The 19,136-nt window shown below is 72.1% G+C and carries 17 protein-coding genes; 13 read left to right on the top strand and 4 right to left on the bottom strand.

Going from position 1 to position 19,136, the window contains the following annotated elements:
- Positions 1 to 80 precede the first annotated feature (80 nt).
- A complete protein-coding gene (locus tag ACGFW5_RS15470) occupies positions 81 to 980 on the bottom strand; it encodes a helix-turn-helix transcriptional regulator (RefSeq protein ID WP_393834883.1) in 900 nt (299 codons plus the stop codon).
- 248 nt (positions 981 to 1,228) lie between these two features.
- On the opposite strand from ACGFW5_RS15470, the gene ACGFW5_RS15465 reads away from it, so the two are divergent.
- A complete protein-coding gene (locus ACGFW5_RS15465) occupies positions 1,229 to 1,570 on the top strand; it encodes a hypothetical protein (RefSeq protein ID WP_393834730.1) in 342 nt (113 codons plus the stop codon).
- The gene (locus ACGFW5_RS15460; RefSeq protein WP_120722622.1) at positions 1,567 to 1,899 is read left to right on the top strand and encodes a (2Fe-2S)-binding protein; all 333 of its coding nucleotides are present in this window, start codon (positions 1,567 to 1,569) and stop codon (positions 1,897 to 1,899) included. Before ACGFW5_RS15465 ends, ACGFW5_RS15460 begins: the two co-directional genes overlap by 4 nt.
- Before the next feature lie 112 nt (positions 1,900 to 2,011).
- On the opposite strand, the gene ACGFW5_RS15455 is transcribed toward ACGFW5_RS15460, so the two are convergent.
- The gene (locus tag ACGFW5_RS15455) at positions 2,012 to 2,425 is read right to left on the bottom strand and encodes a pyridoxamine 5'-phosphate oxidase family protein (protein WP_393834729.1); all 414 of its coding nucleotides are present in this window, start codon (positions 2,423 to 2,425) and stop codon (positions 2,012 to 2,014) included.
- A 131-nt stretch (positions 2,426 to 2,556) separates the two neighbouring features.
- Here ACGFW5_RS15455 and clpB point away from each other — a divergent pair, with 131 nt between their 5' ends.
- On the top strand, positions 2,557 to 5,160 hold the full coding sequence (gene clpB, locus ACGFW5_RS15450; protein ID WP_393834728.1) for an ATP-dependent chaperone ClpB: 2,604 nt from the start codon (positions 2,557 to 2,559) through the stop codon (positions 5,158 to 5,160).
- A gap of 136 nt (positions 5,161 to 5,296) precedes the next feature.
- Positions 5,297 to 5,839 (top strand): YbjN domain-containing protein, encoded by a 543-nt coding sequence (locus tag ACGFW5_RS15445; protein WP_393834727.1) that lies wholly within the window; start codon positions 5,297 to 5,299, stop codon positions 5,837 to 5,839.
- A gap of 19 nt (positions 5,840 to 5,858) precedes the next feature.
- Here the strand turns inward: ACGFW5_RS15445 and ACGFW5_RS15440 are convergent, their stop codons facing one another.
- Positions 5,859 to 6,920: a hypothetical protein gene (locus ACGFW5_RS15440; protein WP_393834726.1), complete on the bottom strand. Its 1,062-nt coding sequence runs from the start codon at positions 6,918 to 6,920 to the stop codon at positions 5,859 to 5,861.
- Positions 6,921 to 7,223: 303 nt separating this feature from the next.
- Entirely contained in the window at positions 7,224 to 8,414 is a 1,191-nt protein-coding gene (locus ACGFW5_RS15435) for a pyridoxal phosphate-dependent aminotransferase (RefSeq protein ID WP_393834725.1), read from the bottom strand.
- Positions 8,415 to 8,525: 111 nt separating this feature from the next.
- On the opposite strand from ACGFW5_RS15435, the gene ACGFW5_RS15430 reads away from it, so the two are divergent.
- The 9 genes from ACGFW5_RS15430 to ACGFW5_RS15390 all read left to right on the top strand — a co-directional run bounded on the left by ACGFW5_RS15430 (position 8,526) and on the right by ACGFW5_RS15390 (position 18,668).
- Entirely contained in the window at positions 8,526 to 8,852 is a 327-nt protein-coding gene (locus ACGFW5_RS15430) for a hypothetical protein (protein WP_393834724.1), read from the top strand.
- A 386-nt stretch (positions 8,853 to 9,238) separates the two neighbouring features.
- Positions 9,239 to 9,763 carry a DUF2617 family protein gene (locus ACGFW5_RS15425; protein WP_393834723.1) on the top strand — a complete coding sequence of 175 codons (525 nt, stop codon included), beginning with the start codon at positions 9,239 to 9,241 and terminating at the stop codon, positions 9,761 to 9,763.
- A gap of 85 nt (positions 9,764 to 9,848) precedes the next feature.
- Positions 9,849 to 11,453, top strand: a complete 1,605-nt coding sequence (locus ACGFW5_RS15420; protein ID WP_393834722.1) for a polyamine aminopropyltransferase — start codon at positions 9,849 to 9,851, stop codon at positions 11,451 to 11,453.
- 731 nt (positions 11,454 to 12,184) lie between these two features.
- The gene (locus ACGFW5_RS15415) at positions 12,185 to 13,189 is read left to right on the top strand and encodes an SRPBCC domain-containing protein (protein ID WP_393834721.1); all 1,005 of its coding nucleotides are present in this window, start codon (positions 12,185 to 12,187) and stop codon (positions 13,187 to 13,189) included.
- A gap of 90 nt (positions 13,190 to 13,279) precedes the next feature.
- A complete protein-coding gene (locus tag ACGFW5_RS15410) occupies positions 13,280 to 14,068 on the top strand; it encodes an aldose 1-epimerase (protein ID WP_393834720.1) in 789 nt (262 codons plus the stop codon).
- Between the two features lie 23 nt (positions 14,069 to 14,091).
- The gene (gene pyrE / locus ACGFW5_RS15405) at positions 14,092 to 14,631 is read left to right on the top strand and encodes an orotate phosphoribosyltransferase (RefSeq protein WP_393834719.1); all 540 of its coding nucleotides are present in this window, start codon (positions 14,092 to 14,094) and stop codon (positions 14,629 to 14,631) included.
- A gap of 215 nt (positions 14,632 to 14,846) precedes the next feature.
- The gene (gene fbaA, locus ACGFW5_RS15400) at positions 14,847 to 15,869 is read left to right on the top strand and encodes a class II fructose-bisphosphate aldolase (RefSeq protein WP_393834718.1); all 1,023 of its coding nucleotides are present in this window, start codon (positions 14,847 to 14,849) and stop codon (positions 15,867 to 15,869) included.
- A 671-nt stretch (positions 15,870 to 16,540) separates the two neighbouring features.
- Positions 16,541 to 17,989: an MFS transporter gene (locus tag ACGFW5_RS15395; protein WP_393834882.1), complete on the top strand. Its 1,449-nt coding sequence runs from the start codon at positions 16,541 to 16,543 to the stop codon at positions 17,987 to 17,989.
- Between the two features lie 265 nt (positions 17,990 to 18,254).
- Positions 18,255 to 18,668 carry a DUF3151 domain-containing protein gene (locus ACGFW5_RS15390; RefSeq protein WP_393834717.1) on the top strand — a complete coding sequence of 138 codons (414 nt, stop codon included), beginning with the start codon at positions 18,255 to 18,257 and terminating at the stop codon, positions 18,666 to 18,668.
- Positions 18,669 to 19,136: the final 468 nt, after the last annotated feature.

The raw sequence follows: 19,136 nt of genomic DNA, 5'->3' as shown, positions 1-19,136 counted from the left end.
CGCCCGTACGTACGCCTGAGGCCCGCTGTCCCGTTCCGGGGCGGCGGGCCTCAGGCGTGCGTACGGGCGTGGTGGAGGCGTCAGCCGTCCTGGTCCAGGATCCCCGACTGGGCGATGAGGAAGCCGAGTTGGGCCCGGCTGCCGCTGCCGAGCGCGGCGGCGAGCTTGGCGATGTGCGCACGGCAGGTGCGTACGTTCATCCCCAGCCGGCGGGCGATGGCCTCGTCCACGTGACCCTCGATCAGCAGCTTGGCGATGGAGCGCTGGACGCCGGTGATGCCGCCCGTCTCCAGGTGGTACGGCACCTCTTCGTCCCAGGGGACCGCGGACTGCCAGAACTGGTCGAAGACGCCGACCAGGTACTGCACAAGCCCCTCGTGGCGCAGCTCAAGGGCCACCTGGCGATCGCTGCGCGCGGGTATGAAGGCGATCTTGCGGTCCATGATGATGAGCCGGTCGATGATCTCTTCGAGGGTGCGCACCTCAAGGCCGTACGGAGCGATCCGTTCCACATAGCCGATGGTGGCGGAGTGGTGGCGTGCGGTGTGCTGGTAGAGGGTGCGCATCTCGACGCCCCGGGCGACCAGCGGCTCGATGCGGCGCAGGCCCGCCTCGAAGCTCTCCGGCCTGCGTCCGCTGCCGGGCTGGATCACCAGCAGTTCGTCGGTGCACTCGTCGATGACGCGGTCGAGGGTCGCGTTGATCAGTTCCAGGCCTTCGAGGACCGTGATCGCGTGCGTGCCGGCCAGGTCCGGCGTCGCGATCGCCATGAATGGCTCGAAGGTGCCGGCGAGGGCGATCGAGAGTCGTCTGCGCTCCTCGATCTCGCGTTCCAGCGGCTGGGTCAGCGAGTTGAGCACCACCGTGGGCGGAACCGGACGCAGCAGTTCGGCGTCGTCGGGATCGGGGCGCAGCAGGGTGAGGTCGGCCAGGCACGGGGCGCTGTCGGCATCCGAGCGGGAAATCCCGCCCGTACGCAGGGCGAGGGCGTACAGAGCCGTTCCCGTCTCGCACAGATCAACCGGGCCGTGATCGTGTCCTACATGCCCCTGTTTCAACCTAGTTGCACCCCCCTCATGCTTTTGAATTACAGGAACATGATGCCTGGCCGCGCTGGTGCAAGTGGTCGGAGTGAGCCATCGTCGTATCCGCGGGGGGAGGTAATGATCAAAAGAGGTGGAGATCGGCCATGAGCAGGATGGTTCGAGCACTAAGCACGACAGCCGTTGTGGCGGCTGCTCTCTGCGCTCTCTCGGCGCCTGGGGACATCACTTGGGAGTCCCACCCCGCGAAGGCGGATGTCACGACCGCATCGGACATCACCTGGGAGATCGCACCCAAGGTCGCGGCGATACCCGGCGACATCACGTGGGAGACCGCCCCCAAGGGCGCCGCTCCCGGCGACATCACGTGGGAGTCCGCGCCCAAGGGCGCCGCTCCTGGCGACATCACGTGGGAGTCCGCGCCCAAGGGTGCGGCGCCCGGTGACATCACGTGGGAGTCCGCCCCCAAGGGCGCGGCACCCGGTGACATCACCTGGGAGGACGCTCCCGCAGGTGCTGTCGCATGAGCTTCCCGCCCGATGACCGCACCTTCCGTCGCGAGATGGCCACGGCCTACCGCTCTGGGTGGCATTTCATCGACCTCGCCACAGCGGTTCCCCACCGTGGCGATTCGTTGATGGTCACCCTGCTCGGTGAGCCGATCCTGATCGCCCGTGAGGACGACGAGGACGTCCGCGCCTACCGGTGCCTGCGCCGGCCGCGCGGGGCACCGCAGCCCATTCGCTGCGTGGTCCGGTACGGCATGGTCTTCGTCAATCTCGACCAGCGCGACCACCAGCTTTTCGAGTCGGAGGCTCAACCCGATTCATCCACCGCCACCCCCCGCAGTGCCTGACGCGATCCCCCGTCGTTTTACATCGCGCAGGTGCTTCCCCCACACAGCGGCGCCATCGTGGACCTGAACACGGTGGCGCCGCTGTGCTGCCCGGGCCCGGCCCGCGGCCCGCTCAGGCGTTGCCCATCGCCCTGGTCAGCCTGATCTCGATGAGCACCCGGTCCGGGTTCACCCGAGGGGTCCGCGTGTAGCGCTCCGCGTACCGCGCCTCGGCGTCCGCGATCAGTTCGGGTTCCGTGCGGATGAACGCGCGGCCCTCCAGCGTCGCCCAGCGCCTGCCCTCCAGCTGGCAGAGCGCGACCCGCGCGCCCTGCGGGTCCTTCGCGACCGCCGCCGCGATGTTGGCCACCTTCCGGCTGCCCTTACTCGTGATGACCCGGGCGAGACCCGCCTGCGGGTCGTACGTCGCCCCGACCGGTGCGACGTGCGGCGAGCCGTCGGGCCGCTGTGTCGTCAAGGTGCAGATGTGGCGTTCGCGCCAGAAGCTGAGATAGCCCTCGTCGGGCATGCGTACATCAGTGGCCATGGCCACAGAACCTAGCCCCCGCTTTTTCCCAGAGCATGACTTGAGCGGAATGGGCTCAACTTTGTGTACGTTGGAAGGGTCATAGGTAGGGCACCCATGACCGGACGTACGACGAGGAGGAGCGAACGCACGTGGACGCCGAGCTGACCAACAAGAGCCGGGACGCGATCAACGCAGCGAGCAGCCGGGCCGTAGCCGGGGGCCACCCGGACCTGACCCCGGCCCACCTGCTGTTCGCGCTCCTGGAGGGCCAGGACAACGAGAACATCACCGACCTGCTGGCCGCCGCGGGCGCCGACCAGGCCGCCGTGCGCTCGGGCGCCGAGCGGCTCCTGGCCGCGCTGCCCAGCGTGGCCGGCTCCACCGTCGCCCCGCCGCAGCCCGACCGCGACCTGCTCGCCGTCATCGCGGACGCCGCGCAGCGCGCGAAGGAGCTGGGCGACGACTACCTCTCCACCGAGCACCTGCTCATCGGCCTCGCGGCCAAGGGCGGGCGGAGCGGTGAGATCCTTGCGCAGCAGGGGGCCAGTGCGAAGAAGCTCCTTGACGCGTTCGAGACGAGCAGGGGAGGGCGCCGGGTGACCACACCCGACCCGGAGGGTCAGTACAAGGCGCTGGAGAAGTTCGGCACGGACTTCACGGCCGCCGCCCGTGAGGGCAAGCTCGACCCGGTCATCGGCCGTGACCAGGAGATCCGCAGGGTCGTCCAGGTCCTGTCGCGGCGCACCAAGAACAACCCGGTGCTCATCGGCGAGCCCGGCGTCGGCAAGACCGCCGTCGTCGAGGGCCTGGCCCAGCGCATCGTGAAGGGCGACGTACCGGAGTCGCTGAAGAACAAGAAGCTGGTCTCGCTCGACCTGGGAGCCATGGTCGCGGGCGCCAAGTACCGCGGCGAGTTCGAGGAACGCCTCAAGACGGTCCTCTCCGAGATCAAGGAGAGCGACGGCCAGATCATCACGTTCATCGACGAGCTGCACACCGTCGTCGGGGCGGGCGCGGGCGGCGACTCCGCCATGGACGCGGGCAACATGCTCAAGCCGATGCTGGCCCGCGGCGAGCTGCGCATGGTCGGCGCGACCACCCTCGACGAGTACCGCGAGCGCATCGAGAAGGACCCGGCGCTCGAACGCCGCTTCCAGCAGGTCCTGGTCGCCGAGCCGTCCGTCGAGGACACCATCGCGATCCTGCGCGGCCTCAAGGGACGGTACGAGGCGCACCACAAGGTGCAGATCGCGGACGGCGCGCTGGTCGCCGCCGCCACCCTCTCCGACCGGTACATCACCTCCCGCTTCCTGCCCGACAAGGCCATCGACCTCGTCGACGAGGCCGCCTCCCGGCTCCGTATGGAGATCGACTCCTCGCCCGTCGAGATCGACGAACTCCAGCGCTCCGTCGACCGGTTGCGCATGGAGGAGCTGGCGCTGAAGAACGAGACCGACGCCGGCTCGATCCAGCGCCTGGACAAGCTCCGCAAGGACCTCGCCGACAAGGAGGAGGAGCTGCGCGGCCTCACCGCACGCTGGGAGAAGGAGAAGCAGGGCCTCAACCGGGTCGGTGAGCTGAAGGAGAAGCTGGACGACCTGCGCGGCCAGGCCGAACGCGCCCAGCGCGACGGCGACTTCGACACCGCATCCAAGCTCCTGTACGGCGAAATCCCGGGCCTGGAACGGGAGTTGGAGGAGGCCGCCGAGGAGGAGGCCGAGCAGGAGAAGTCCAAGGACGCCAAGGACACCATGGTCAAGGAGGAGGTCGGCCCCGACGACATCGCCGACGTCGTCGGCGCCTGGACCGGCATCCCCGCAGGCCGCCTCCTGGAAGGTGAGACGCAGAAGCTGCTGCGCATGGAGGACGAGCTCGGCAAGCGCCTCATCGGCCAGTCCGAGGCGGTGCGCGCCGTCTCCGACGCGGTGCGCCGCACCCGGGCCGGCATCGCCGACCCCGACCGGCCCACCGGCTCGTTCCTCTTCCTCGGCCCCACCGGCGTCGGCAAGACCGAGCTGGCCAAGGCCCTCGCCGACTTCCTCTTCGACGACGAGCGGGCCATGGTCCGCATCGACATGTCGGAGTACAGCGAGAAGCACAGCGTGGCCCGCCTGGTCGGCGCGCCGCCCGGCTACGTCGGCTACGAGGAGGGCGGCCAGCTCACCGAGGCCGTCCGCCGCCGCCCGTACTCGGTGGTGCTCCTCGACGAGGTCGAGAAGGCCCACCCCGAGGTCTTCGACATCCTGCTCCAGGTCCTCGACGACGGGCGCCTGACCGACGGGCAGGGCCGCACCGTCGACTTCCGCAACACCATCCTCATCCTGACCTCCAATCTGGGCAGCCAGTACCTGGTGGAGCCCTCGACCAGCGAGGAGGAGAAGAAGCAGCAGGTCCTGACCGTGGTGCGGGCGTCCTTCAAGCCCGAATTCCTCAACCGGCTCGACGACCTGGTGGTCTTCTCCGCCCTCACCAAGGACGAGCTGTCCCACATCGCGGGGCTCCAGATCGACCGCCTCGCCAAGCGCCTGGCCGACCGCCGCCTCACCCTGGAGGTCACGCCGGCCGCCCTGGCATGGCTCGCGGACGAGGGCAACGACCCGGCGTACGGCGCGCGCCCGCTGCGCCGCCTGATCCAGACCGCCATCGGCGACCGGCTCGCCAAGGAGATCCTGGCGGGCGAGGTCAAGGACGGCGACACGGTGCGGGTCGACCGGTTCGAGGACGGGCTCGTCATCGGGGCCGACACCCCCTAGGCGGCGCCGCCCCCGGGCACATCCGGCCACCCGGGTCTGATTGAGTCAGCCCGCAGCGGATACCCGGGGGCGGGGCTTGCCAGTCCTGCCCCGGCATGGGGGAGGATGACCGGAACCGTACGAAGGAAGATTCACGATGACCATCGACCCGTCCTCGATTCCGAATTTCGGGGCTCAGCCCGGCCCGCAGCCCGGCGGCCAGCCGGCCGGCCCCATCGTTCCCGACCAGGACCTGGTGAAGCAGCTCCTGGACCAGATGGAGCTCAAGTACGTCGTGGACGACGAGGGTGACCTCGCCGCGCCGTGGGAGGATTTCCGTACGTACTTCATGTTCCGCGGCGAGGAGGACCAGCAGGTCTTCTCGGTGCGGACGTTCTACGACCGGCCGCACAGCATCGACGACAAGGTCCAGATCCTGGAGTCGATCGACGACTGGAACCGCCGCACCCTGTGGCCCAAGGTCTACACGCACACCCACGACGACGGCACCGTCCGCCTCATCGGCGAGGCGCAGATGCTGGTCGGCACCGGCGTCGCCCTGGAGCACTTCGTGTCCTCCACGGTGAGCTGGGTGCGCGCCTCGATCGAGTTCGACAAGTGGCTCCTTGAGCAGCTGGGCCTTGAGAAGGACGTCGACGGCGACGAGGGCGACGAGCCCGGCGCCGCGGACTCCGAGTGAATCCCCTTCCGAGCGGCGCTCACAACGCCATCGTGGCCAGCGTCAGCAGATAGGCGCCGTAGCCGAACGAGAGCCCGGCCAGGGCGACGGTCACCACGACCGCGGCCCTGGGCCGGGCTCTCGTCAGTGCCAGGGCGAGCGGGACCAGGAGCGGGAACGCGGGCAGCAGGAAACGCGGCTTCGACTCGAAGAAGCCCGCACCGCCGACCGCGATCAGGACCAGGACCCCCGAGTAGACCGCGAGCGGCAGCGGGGGCCGCTCAAGGACGAACAGCACGAAGAGCACCGCCATCACCGCGGTGAGCAGCGCGGCCACCGGAAAACCCAGGTCGAAGGGGACCGCCGCGAGCCGCTTGACGAACGCGAGCGAGCCCGCGCCGAAGTCGAACCGGGACGTCCAGCCGGCCTGCACCGCGAAGTACCCGCCGAACAGGTCGTGCTCGCGCGCCCCCACCCACAGCACGTAACCGCACCAGCCGAGCGGCGCCAGCAGCGCCCCCGCCCACGGCCGCCACGAACGGCGCTCGCCGCGCCACAGCTCATGGCCGGCCGCCGCCATGACGGCCGCGGCGACCGCGACGGCGTTCGGCCGCGACAGACCGGCGAGCAGCGCGAGCGAGCCCGCCCACAGCCAGCGGCGCTCCAGGACCGCCCACAGCGACCAGGCGGCGAACGCCGTCATCACGGGTTCGGTGTAGGCCATCGTCAGGACCACGGAGTGCGGGAGCAGCCCCCACAGGAGCACGAGCAGGGTGCCCGCGGCCCGCCCGTACAGCCGCTCGCCGATGACGTAGATGCCGCACGCCGCGACCACCGAAGCCGTCCAGGACACGAGCAGTCCCGCGGTGCCGCCGGTGAACGGCAGCACCGCGGTCACGGCGCGGATCAGGCCCGGGTAGAACGGGAAGAACGCCAGATCGCTCTGGACCGCGCCGTCCGGCCAGAACAGGGTGCGGCCGTAGCCGTGGGCGGCGATCCGGGTGTACCAGCCGGCGTCCCAGGCGGTGGCGAGCCGTCCGCGCGTCGAGACGCCCCGGTGGTGCGCCGCGGCCATGACCACCAGGAGCCCGGTCAGCCGCACCGCGGCGAAGAGACCGACCGCGGGGGCGGCCCGGCGCAGGACGGCCGCCCAGGGCGGGGTGCGGGTGAGGCCGCCGGCCCGTCGGCCGCGGGCGTGAGCGGTGATCTCGGCGGACAGAAGGCACCTCCGGGCGCGCGTGATCGGTCAGACCGACCTTCGGCGCGGATCCCGTCCCCCGCGACCGCTGCACCCCCGACCGGGTGGAAGTCCCCCCACCCGGCGGTGCGCGAACACCGGCCGGCGCGCGGCCGGGCGGCTCGGGCGCCGGGAACTTCGACCAGCCGGCCGCCCTCTGAGGCGGACCTACCCGGCCAGCCCCTTGAGGCGGGTCACCGCTTCTTCGAGGACTGCCGTTTGCTTGCAGAAGGCGAAACGGACGAAGGGGGCGCCCTCGGTGCGGTGGTCGTAGAAGACGGCGTTGGGGATCGCCACGACGCCGCAGCGCTCGGGCAGCGCGCGGCAGAACGCGATGCCGTCGCTCTCGCCGAGCGGGCGGATGTCGACGGTCACGAAGTACGTGCCGGCCGGCCGGAACACGCCGAACCCGGCCGCCGCGAGCCCCGCGCTCAGCAGGTCCCGCTTGGCCTGGTGGTCGGCGCGGAAGGCGTCGAAGTAGGAGTCGGGAAGGCGCAGCGCCTCGGCCACCGCGTACTGGAAGGGGCCCGACGCGACGTACGTCAGGAACTGCTTGGCCGAGCGGACCGCGGCCACGAGCTCGGGGGAGGCGGTCACCCAGCCGACCTTCCAGCCCGTGAAAGAAATGGTTTTGCCCGCCGAGCCGATGGTCACGGTGCGCTCGCGCATGCCGGGGAAGGAGGCCAGCGGGATGTGCGCGGCGTCGTCGAAGACCAGGTGCTCGTACACCTCGTCGGTGATCACCAGCAGATCGCGCTCGCAGGCCAGCTCCGCGACCGCGGCGAGCTCGGCACGGGTCAGGACCGTGCCGGTCGGATTGTGCGGCGTGTTGAGCAGGATCAGCCGGGTGCGCGGGGTGACGGCGGCGCGCAGCTCGTCCAGGTCGAGGACGTAGCGGCCCTGCGAGGGGCGCAGGGTGACGGGCACCCGGGTGCCGCCCGCCATCGCGACGCACGCGGCGTAGGAGTCGTAGTACGGCTCAAGGGCGATGACCTCGTCGCCCGGTTCGACCAGGGCGAGCAGGGAGGCGGCGATCGCCTCGGTGGCGCCCGCGGTGACCAGCACCTCGCGGTCCGGGTCGTACGTCAGACCGTAGAAGCGCTCCTGGTGTTCCGCGATCGCGGTACGCAGTTCGGGGACGCCGGGGCCCGGCGGGTACTGGTTGCCGTGGCCCTCGCGCAGGGCGCGGACCGCGGCTTCCCGTACGGCCTCGGGGCCGTCGGTGTCGGGAAAGCCCTGGCCGAGGTTGATGGACCCGGTCCGCTGGGCGAGGGCGGACATCTCGGCGAAGACCGTCGTCCCGAACTCGGCGAGACGGCGGTTGAGGAGAGGGCGCGCGCTGGAGGTCATGACGGCCATCCTGGGGGCAACCTCTGGACTTGCTCAAGTGTGCTTTGGCGCCGGACGGCGAAGGGCATCCCCTCTCCACGCGGGCCGACGGGGGGCCGCGTCACGGAGGGACGGTGGGGGATGGGCATCGCGATCGTGCTCGGGATGGTCGTACTGGTGGCGCTGGTCGTCACGGCCGGTTCCGCGTCGCGCAAGCGGCGGTGCAAGGGCGCGGGTTCGCGCAAGCGGTCGGCGGCCTCGGCGGCGGGGGGCTCCAGCTGGTGGGCGGCCGGCGGCTCGGACGGCGGGAACTCGTCGTGCGCGAGCAGCGGGAGCAGCGGAAGCGGCCATCACGGGGGCGGCCACCACAGCGGCCATTCGTGCGGCGGCGGGCACTCCTGCGGCGGCGGCGGCCACTCCTCGTGCGGCGGCTCGTCCTGCGGGGGCGGCGGCTGCGGTTCGAGCTGACGGACCCGGGGCGCGAAGGAGCCCCGGTCCTGCGAGACCGACGGGCGGCCGGCGCGTGGGCGGTCGCGGCTGACACGGGGCAGCCGATTCCGCCACCGGAGCCGCCCGTTGTGCGCCCGGTCGGCCACGGCCGGCCGGGCGCCGTTTTCCACGCCGGTAGTTGAACGTTTGAACCGAGTGGCCCCCGAGGGGATGGAAACCCCATCAAGTTGGGTAAAAAAGCTGTGAGCGGCGCACAGTTCATGATTCCCTCGCAGAAAGAAACAAGAGAGACCACGCAGCCTTCGGACCCTGGGCGATCAGGGAGCGGTCCCCCGGTCCTTCGTTGCGGTCCGAGTCGACATCGGTCACCCACCCGCCACATGTGTGTTTTGCGGAGCCCACCCATGCTCACGACCCTCAAGACCGCCTACACCGACACGCGTGCCGCCGACCTCGCCTGGGCGCTGGGCCGCGAGCCGCTGCCCGCCCTCGCCGTGCTCGACCTCGAACTCTCGGGCGCCAAGCTCCAACTGAGGCTCCTGGGAGCCTCGCACCAGGTACTCCTCGACGAGGAGCGCGGAACCTGCTCGGAGACCGTCGCCTGCATGCCCGGCAGCAGTACGCCGCTGCCGCTCGGCGTGGCGAAACGCCTCGGGGAGTGGGACTACGAGTTCGCCGCGCGCGTCGAGACGCTTTCGCAGGGCTCGTTCGCGGGGCGCGCCCAGGAACTCCTCGCCCTCGTCTGCGACCATCCCAACGGGCTGGCCGGCACGTTTCCCGGATCGCCGCACGCCTTCACCGCGATGCTCGCCCAGCGCGGCGAGGGCCAGGTGTGGTGGCGCACCTGGCACGCCTACCCCCAGGAAGGCCAGTTGGTGGTCACCCGCACCCGGGTCGGCCTACGGGTGCCTGCCCACGCCGGGCTCTGAGGCGCGCGAAGTGCCCGGCGATTGGCTTCAGTTGCACCCGTGTGGGTGACAGGATGCGAACGAAGTGTCACGTAGCGTTCGCATCATGATCGAACCGCTCCCCGCTCCCGTGAGTAGTCCGCGGTCGGGCCGGTTCCTCGTCCTGGCCGTGGTGTTCATCTGCGCCGCCTGCGGCCTGGTGTACGAGCTCGAACTGGTCGCCCTCGCCTCGTACTTGATCGGGGACTCGGTCACCCAGGCCTCGGTGGTCCTCTCCGTGATGGTCTTCGCGATGGGGGTCGGATCGCTGCTCGCCAAACGGCTGCGCTGCCGGGCCGCCGTCGGCTTCGGCCTCATCGAGGCCGCGCTGGCCCTGGTGGGCGGCTGCTCGGCGGTGGTCCTGTACGCGACGTTCGCCTGGTTCGGCGGCTCGCGGTACGCGCTGGTCGCCTTCTCGCTCGCCATCGGCATGCTGATCGGCGCCGAGATCCCGCTCCTGATGACCCTCATCCAGCGCGTCTCGCGCGGCGCCGCGGGCGACGCGAGCGGCACGGTGGCCGACCTGTTCGCCGCGGACTACGTGGGCGCGCTCGTCGGCGGCCTCGCCTTCCCCTTCCTGCTGCTGCCCCAACTCGGCCAGCTGGCATCGGCGTTGCTCACCGGCTCGGTCAACGCGGTCGCGGGCGGCGCGCTGGTCCTGCTGGTCTTCGGGCGCGACCTGTCCCCGCGCGCCCGCTGGGCGCTGCTCGGCGCCAATGTGCTCGTCCTGGCCGTGCTCGCCCTGACCACCGCCCTGGCCGGCGACTTCGAACAGGCCGCGCGACGCGCGGTGTACGGCGGCCAGGTGCGGGTCGCCGTCCAGACCCGCGTCCAGGAGATCGTCCTCACCGGCAGGGCGGGCGCCCACCTCGGCCTGTTCCTCGACGGGCGGCTGCGCGTCGACGGCCGCGACGCGTCCCGCTACCACGCGGCGCTGGTGGACCCCGCGCTCGACGCGGGCCCGCACGGCCGGGTCCTGATCCTGGGCGGCGGCGACGGACTCGCCGCCCGTGAAGTCCTGCGCCACCCCGGTGTGCGCTCGGTGACCCTCGTCGAGGTCGACCCCGAGCTCGTCCAACTGGCGCGCGGCGACCGGGCGTTGGCGGAGCTGAACGACCACGCCTACCGGGACCCGCGGCTGCGCCCGGTGACCGCCGACCCCTTCGACTGGCTGCGCGGCGAGGGCCGCATGTCGAGGCCGTACGACGTCGTCGTGTGCGATCTGCCCGACCCCGGCATCACATCGAGCACCAAGCTCTACTCGCAGGAGTTCTACGGGCTGACCTCCCGCGTGCTGGCCACCGGCGGGCGGCTCGCGGTCCACGCGGGCCCGGTGGCGGGCAGGCCGCGCGCGTTCTGGACGGTCGCCTCGACCCTGCGCGCGGCGGGCCTGACGCCCTTCGCCTACCGGGCGGCCGGGCGCAGCCCCGGTTTCTCCCCGGGCCCCGACCGCGCCTCGGGCCCCGCGACGTCCCCCCGCGACTGGGGCTTCGTCCTCGCCACGCGACCGGCCCCGACCTTGCTGCGGGCGCGGTCGGCGGCCCGCCCCGACATGGGCCCCGGCGTCAGCACGGGGGTGCGGCTGCCCAGCGGAAGCCGCCCCCTTACCCCGCCACCGGGTGCGGCCGGCTTCCCGCCGTCGACGCTGGTGCATCCGCGGTACGGGGACTGAGCCCACCGGGCTGCCCGGTGCGGGCCGGCATGCACATCCTCAGCCCGGCGGGCTGCCCGGTGTGGCCGCACATCGGCATCTTCAGCCGGCCGGGCTGTTCGGTGCGGGTCGTGGTCGCTTCTCGCGCAGTTCCCCGCGCCCCTGGCGGTGCTGGTGCGGGCCGGCATGGACATCCCCAGCCCAGCGGGCTGTCCGGTGCGGGCGGTGCGGGCATCTTCAGCCCGTCCGGCGATTGAGGACGAGCGCCGTTCAGGCGCGTTCGGGGTCTGGGGCGGAGCCCCAGGGGTCCCTCGGCTTTTGGGTGCGGGTCGTGGTCGCTTCTCGCGCAGTTCCCCGCGCCCCTGGCAGGGCTGGTGCCGACCCGCATGCGCGTCCTCAGCCCGGCGGGCCGGCCGGTGCGGGCCTGCATGGACATCTTCAGCCCGTCCGGCGTTTGAGGACGAGCGCCGTTCAGGCGCGTTCGGGGTCTGGGGCGGAGCCCCAGGGGTCCTCGGCTTTCGGGTGCGGGCCGTGCGGGCTGGGCGCGCAGTTCCCCGCGCCCCTGGCAGGGCTGGTGCCGACCCGCATGCGCATCCTCAGCCCGCCGGGCTGCCCGGTGCGGGCCAGCACGGGGCATCTCAGCCCGTCCGGCGATTGGGGACGAGCGCCGTTCAGGGGCGGCCGCGGGAGGGGCGGGATCGGGGCCGCGTTTGCGCAGACGTATCGGCCGGCGCTGAGTAGGCTCGGTGGCTATGGAGCATGAGGTGTTCGTTCCGGTTGAGGCCCAGGCACTCCGGCAGACGCTGCGCGATCCCGCCCGGGTCGCGCGCTGTGTGCCGGGGCTCCAGCAGGATGCGGGGGAGCCGCCCATCGCGGGCCGGCTGAAGGTCCGTCTCGGCGGGAGCACCATCACCTACCGCGGCGCCCTGCGCATCACCGAGCAGGACGGCGGCGCGTTCGCCCTGGAGGGCGAGGGTGTCGAGGTCCGCGGCGCGGGCGCGGCCAAACTCACCTTGACCGTACGGCTTGAGGAGACCTCCGACGGCACCACCCTCGCCTTCTCGGGCACGGCGCTCGCGGAGGGCCGGGCGGCGGACGTACCGCACGAGACGGTCACCGCGTCGGCCGTGCGGCTACTCGACCGGTTCGCCGCGCAGCTGGCCCGTCCGGCCGGGGCGGAGCAGCCCGGCGCGGCGAGTCTCGCGGAGGCAGCCGGCAACCCGACGGCACCGACGGCACCGGCGAAAACCACCGACACGGACCGCAACACGGACCGCGGCGCCGACGGGAACGCCGACCGAGACGCTGATCCGGACGCGGACGGCGCACCCGACCTCGCGGACACCGACCTGAACACGGACCCGAGCGCGCAGCGGAACGCCGCTCGCGATTCCGGCCCGGGTGCCGGCCCGGGTGCCGGCCCCGGCGTGGGCCCCGGCGTGGGTCCCGGGGACGACGACCTTCCCTCCGTGTTCGACGCCGAGGTGCCGCCGCCGTCCCTCGACCCGCTCGCCGACGACGACTTCGCCATCGAGGTGGGCGAGCCGATGCCCGCCGAGGCCGCGCACGCGCGCCGCACGATGATCGGCCGCAGTGCCGAGGAGGTCGACCACGCACCGCCGCGCGGCCGGTACGCCCCGGTGCCCGCACCCTCCGGCAGCAACGCCGGTGCCACGCTGCGCTGGGTCGCCCCGGCCGCGGCCCTCGCGCTGGCCTCCGCGGTCGTGGTGGGGCGGGCGCTGCGGCGCCGACGCTGAGCCGTCGCGCCGCCCCCGCCCGTGCCGGCCGCGACGCGGGGCACTCGCGGGTGAGCCCACGGTGGCAAGCCACCGGTTAGGGTCGACGGTGTGAGCAGTGACCAGATCAAATTGGGCGTCGGCGCGGTGGAATTGACCGTCGACGCGGGCAACGGCTGCCGGATCAGCAGCCTGCGAATCGACGGCACCGAGGTGCTGCGCCAGGGCGAGAAGTACGGCTGCTTCCCGATGGTGCCGTGGTGCGGCCGGGTCGAGAACGGCCAGTTCCGTGACGGCGGCGTGAAGTACCAGATGCCGCTCAACTCGCCGCCGCACGCCATTCACGGCACCGCCCGCGACCACGCGTGGAAGACCGCGCGGGTCTCGGACACCGAAGCGGTGTTCACTCATGAGCTGACCGAGCCCTGGCCGTTCAGCGGCAAGGTCACCCAGATCTTCGAGCTGAGCCCCGACGCGCTGACCGTCCGGATGGGCATCGAGACGTACGACAACTCCTTCCCGGCACAGGTGGGCTGGCACCCCTGGTTCGTGCGGGAGATCGACGGCAGCCGGGTCGAGCTGGCCTTCGACGCGGCGTGGCAGGAGGAGCGCGGCGACGACCACCTGCCCACCGGACGGCGCATCGAGCCGCTGCCGGGCCCGTGGGACGACTGCTTCGGGATGCCGGACGGCGTCGATGTCACCCTCACCTGGCCCGGGCGGCTCGAACTGAAGGTGACCAGCCCCACCGAGTGGGTCGTCGTCTACGACGAGCAGGACGAGGCCGTGTGCGTGGAGCCGCAGTCGGGCCCGCCCAACGGCCTCAACACCCTGCCCCGCCAGGTCACCCCCATCGACCCCCTGGAGCTGGCGACGACGTGGACCTGGCGCCGTCCGTAAGGACGGCCCGTAAGCTCTCGCTCATGACTGACGTACGCGCTGACCTGCTCCAGCAGATCAAGGACAAGGCCGTGGTGCACGGCAAGGTGACCCTCTCCTCGGGGCGTGAGGCCGACTACTACATCGACCTGCGCCGCATCACGCTGGACGGCGAGGCCGCGCCGCTGGTCGGTCAGGTGATGCTCGACCTCACCGCCGAGCTCGACTTCGACTGCGTGGGCGGCCTGACCCTCGGCGCCGACCCGGTCGCCACCTCGATGCTGCACGCCTCGGCCGCGCGGGGACAGCGTCTCGACGCGTTCGTCGTGCGCAAGGCGCAGAAGGCGCACGGCATGCAGCGCCGCATCGAGGGCACCGAGGTCAAGGGCCGGCGCTGCCTCGTGGTCGAGGACACCTCCACCACCGGCGGCTCGCCGCTGACCGCCGTCGAGGCGGTGCGTGAGGCGGGCGGCGAGGTCGTCGCCGTCGCCACGATCGTGGACCGGGGCGCCGCCACGGCGATCGACGAGGCCGGGCTGCCCTACCTCACCGGATACCAGCTGGCGGACCTCGGGCTGGCGTAAAACGCGTGGTGCGCGGGCCCGGGATCCGGTCGTACGGCTCCCGACCTGGGTATTTCTCAAGGGGTGGACTGTTTCACGTGAAACGGTCCACCCCTTGGGCGTGCGGGGGGCGGAGCCGCCGCCAGAGTCTGGAAAGATGGGCCGCGACGATGACGTCGCCCCCAGGTCAGGGCCAGCACATATCGCACACCCCGCACATCACAAGGAGCGGACAGATGCCCATCGCAACCCCCGAGGTCTACAACGAGATGCTCGACCGGGCGAAGGCAGGCAAGTTCGCCTACCCGGCCATCAATGTGACCTCGACCCAGACCCTGCACGCTGCGCTGCGCGGCTTCGCGGAGGCCGAGAGCGACGGCATCATCCAGATCTCCACCGGTGGTGCGGAGTTCCTGGGTGGCCAGTACAACAAGGACATGGTGACCGGCGCGGTCGCCCTGGCCGAGTTCGCGCACGTCGTCGCCGCCAAGTACGACGTCACGGTCGCGCTGCACACCGACCACTGCCCGAAGGACAAGCTGGACGGTTACGTCCGTCCGCTGATCGAGGTCTCCGCGGCGCGTGTGGCCAAGGGCCTGAACCCGTTGTTCCAGTCGCACATGTGGGACGGCTCGGCCGAGACCCTTGCGGACAACCTGGCGATCGGCCAGGAGCTGCTGGCCAAGGCCGCCGCCGCGAAGATCATCCTTGAGGTCGAGATCACCCCGACCGGCGGCGAGGAGGACGGCGTCAGCCACGAGATCAACGACGAGCTGTACACGACCGTCGACGACGCGCTGCGCACCGCCGAGGCGCTGGGCCTGGGCGAGAAGGGCCGCTACCTGCTGGCCGCGTCCTTCGGCAACGTCCACGGTGTCTACAAGCCGGGCAACGTCGTGCTCCGCCCCGAACTGCTCAAGGACCTCCAGGCGGGCGTCGGCGAGAAGTACGGCAAGCCCTCGCCGTTCGACTTCGTCTTCCACGGCGGCTCGGGCTCCTCCGCGGAGGAGATCGCGACGGCCCTGGAGAACGGCGTCGTGAAGATGAACCTCGACACCGACACGCAGTACGCCTTCACCCGGCCGGTCGCGGACCACATGTTCCGCAACTACGACGGTGTCCTGAAGGTCGACGGTGAGGTCGGCAAGAAGTCGACGTACGACCCGCGCACGTGGGGCAAGCTCGCCGAGGCGGGCATGGCCAAGCGGGTCACTGAGGCGTGTGCGAATCTGCGCTCGACGGGTACGAAGCTGAAGTAGGCGGGGCGCGTGTAGGCACGCGCCGCCACGCCCCCTCGGCCCGGCGCCCCTCTCGGGGTGGCCGGGCCTTCCTGCGCCCGCGCCGCGGCGCCCCTGCACCCGGGGCACTCGCGCAGTTCCCCGCGCCCCTTGAGGGGGGTTGTCGGGTGCGGCCCGTGGTCGCTCCTCGCGCAGTTCCCCGCGCCCCTGAACCCGCTTTCGGCCGCGGGCCGTGGTCGCTTTTCGCGCAGTTCCTCGCGCCCCTGAACCCGTTTTCGGGTGCGGGTCGTGGTCGCTTTTCGCGCAGTTCCTCGCGCCCCTGAACCCCCCTTCGGGTGCGGGCTGTGGATGGTTGCTCGCGCAGTTCCTCGCGCCCCTGGCTACTCGGTGCGGGCCTGCATGGGCATCTTCAGCCCGTCCGGCGATTGAGGACGAGCGCCGTTCAGGCGCGAACCGGGGGTGCAGGGGGCGGAGCCCCCGCGTGGGGTCTGGGGCGCAGCCCCAGGGGTCAGCTCATTCAATGCGCTGTACGGGCGGGTGGGTGGGAAAACGTCCCCCGGGGTCTGGGGCCGAGCCCCAGGGAGCTGCACCCTCAAGTGGCCGCACGGGCGGGTGGGTGGGAGAACCCCCGGGCCCGGGTTTCGGGGTGGCCCCCCGTGGGGGACAGTCGTGCTGTGGCGGACAACGTACGCATGCGCACCCCACCCGGCCGCTGGGTGCTGCTCACCACCGTCCTCGGCTCAGGCATGGCCCTGCTCGACTCCACCGTCGTCAACGTCGCCCTGCCCCACATCGGCACCGACCTCGACACGGACATGGCCGTCCTCCAGTGGACCGTCAACGCCTACATGCTCACCCTCGCCGGCCTGATCCTGCTCGGCGGCGCCCTGGGTGACCGGTACGGCCGGCGGAAGGTGTTCGTGACCGGGGTGGTCTGGTTCGCCGCGGGGTCGCTGCTGTGCGGGCTCGCCCCGAACGCCGGGGTGCTCATCGCCGCCCGCGCGCTCCAGGGCATCGGCGGCGCGCTGCTCACGCCGGGCTCGCTCGCCATCATCCAGTCGGGCTTCCACCCGGACGACCGGGCCCGCGCGGTCGGCGTGTGGTCCGGGCTCGGCGGGGTGGGGGCCGCCGTCGGCCCGTTCCTCGGGGGCTGGCTGGTGGACGGCCCGGGCTGGCGCTGGGTGTTCCTGATCAACGTGCCGCTCGCGGCGCTCTGCGTGGCGGTCGCGCTGCGGCACGTACCGGAGTCGCGGGATCCGCGCGTCCACACGGGCCGTTTCGACGTGCCGGGCGCGGCGCTCGGCGCGCTGACCCTCGCCCTGGTGACGTACGCGCTGATCGAGGCGCCCGGCCAGGGCTCGTCGGGGCTGGTGGTGGGGGCGGCGGTGGCCGGGCTCGGGCTCGGCGCGGCGTTCGTACGGCGTGAGCGACGGCTGCCCGACCCCATGCTGCCGCCGGCGATGTTCCGCTCCCGCACGTTCACCGCGGTCAACGCGGTGACGGTGTGCGTGTACGCCGCCTTCGGCGGGTTCTTCTTCCTGGCCGCGCTCCAGCTCCAGGTCGTCGCCGGGTACTCGGCGCTCGGCGCGGGCGCGGCCCTGCTGCCGACGACCGTCCTGATGCTGCTGTTTTCCGCCCGCTCGGGCGAGCTCGGCCAGCGCGTCGGGCCGCGAATTCCGCTCACGGTGGGGCCGCTGCTGTGTGCGGCGGGCATGCTGTTGATGCTGCGGGTGGGTGAGCACGCGTCGTACGTACGTGACGTCCTGCCCGCCCTCGTCGTGCTCGGGCTCGGCATGGTCACCCTGGTGGCGCCGCTCACGGCGACGGTGCTCGCGTCCGTCGACGAGGGACGGGCCGGGCTGGCCAGCGGCATCAACAACGCCGCGGCGCGTGCGGCGGGGCTGATCGCGGTGGCGGCGTTGCCGCTGGCCGCGGGGATGGGGCCGGAGGCGTACCGGTCGGCGGCGGAGTTCGGGGGGACGTTTCGGCGGGCGATGCCGATGTGTGCGGGGGCGCTGGCGCTGGCCTCCGTGGTGGCGTTCCTGACCGTACGCCGGCCGGCGGAGGCCGTCGTTCCCTCGTGCCGCATGCAGTGCGGGGTGTCCGGGCCGGCCATCGAGCCCAATCACAACGAGTCCTGACCCACGCGCTCCTTGACACCTCGTTTTCGGGTGCGGGCGTTGCGTGGCTGGTCGCGCAGTTCCCCGCGCCCCTCAGCGGCGCGCAGGCCGGCCGGTATGGGCATCTCCGCCTGTCCGGTGCGTGAGGACGAGCGCCCTCACGGCGCGTCATGGGGCCGGGGCGGAGCCCCATGAGGGGGAGGGCGAGCCAGGCCGGCATCCGGGAGGCACAAGCCCAGCCGCACCCCGCCCACCCCCGGAGGGCCACGGTGGCAGACTGGCCCGCATGTCCCTTCACGAGAACCTGCTCGGTGGCCCCGCCCCGACCCTGCTGCCCGACGACCCGGAGCCCCGCGAGCTGCTGGCCGGCGGCACCGCACCCGCCGACGTCGCCGCGAAGTACCCCACCTCCTCGCTCGCCTGGGCGCAGCTGGCCGACGACGCGTTCGACGCCGGCCGCACCGTCGAGTCGTACGCCTACGCCCGTACCGGCTACCACCGCGGGCTGGACTCGCTGCGCCGCGCCGGATGGAAGGGCCACGGCCCGGTGCCGTTCGAGCACGAGCCCAACCGCGGCTTCCTGCGCGCCCTGCACGCCCTCGCCCGTGCCGCCCAGGCGATCGGTGAGGAGGCCGAGTACGAGCGCTGCACGACCTTCCTGCGCGACTCGTCCCCGCTCGCGGCCGACACCCTGGGCTGACGGGCTCCCGCACCCGGCCGGCCCCCGCAATCAAGCACCACTGCCCGCGGCCGGCCCCGCAGGCCAAGCACCACCGCCCCCGGCCGGCCAGGCCAAGCACCCCGCACCCGGCCGGCCAGGCCAAGCACCACGGCACACGCCCAGCCCCCGCAGGCCAAGCACCAGCGCCCCCGGCCGGCCAGGCCAAGCACCACCGCCCCCCGCCGAGCCGAGCGACGCGCCCCCGGTACGAAGCCCACCCGTAGCGACAACCCCGGCCGATCGGGAACGCCCGGGCCCTCCGTGCCCTCTTCCATGTCTGACACGGACGGTTCGGGCGGCCGCGTACGGCACGATCGCCTCGCGCCCGCCCCGACCGCATCGACAGGCTGGTGCAGAGGCCCCACTCCTCTCCCCCCACCCCAGCCGGGGACCAGGGGAGAACTCCGTCTTGGGCAAGCGAGGCGCCCGCAGCACAGCAGATCGTGA

It is taken from the genome of Streptomyces sp. NPDC048416 (assembly GCF_043200435.1).
GTDB lineage: Bacteria > Actinomycetota > Actinomycetes > Streptomycetales > Streptomycetaceae > Streptomyces.
This window is presented reverse-complemented; position numbering and strand designations above follow the sequence as displayed.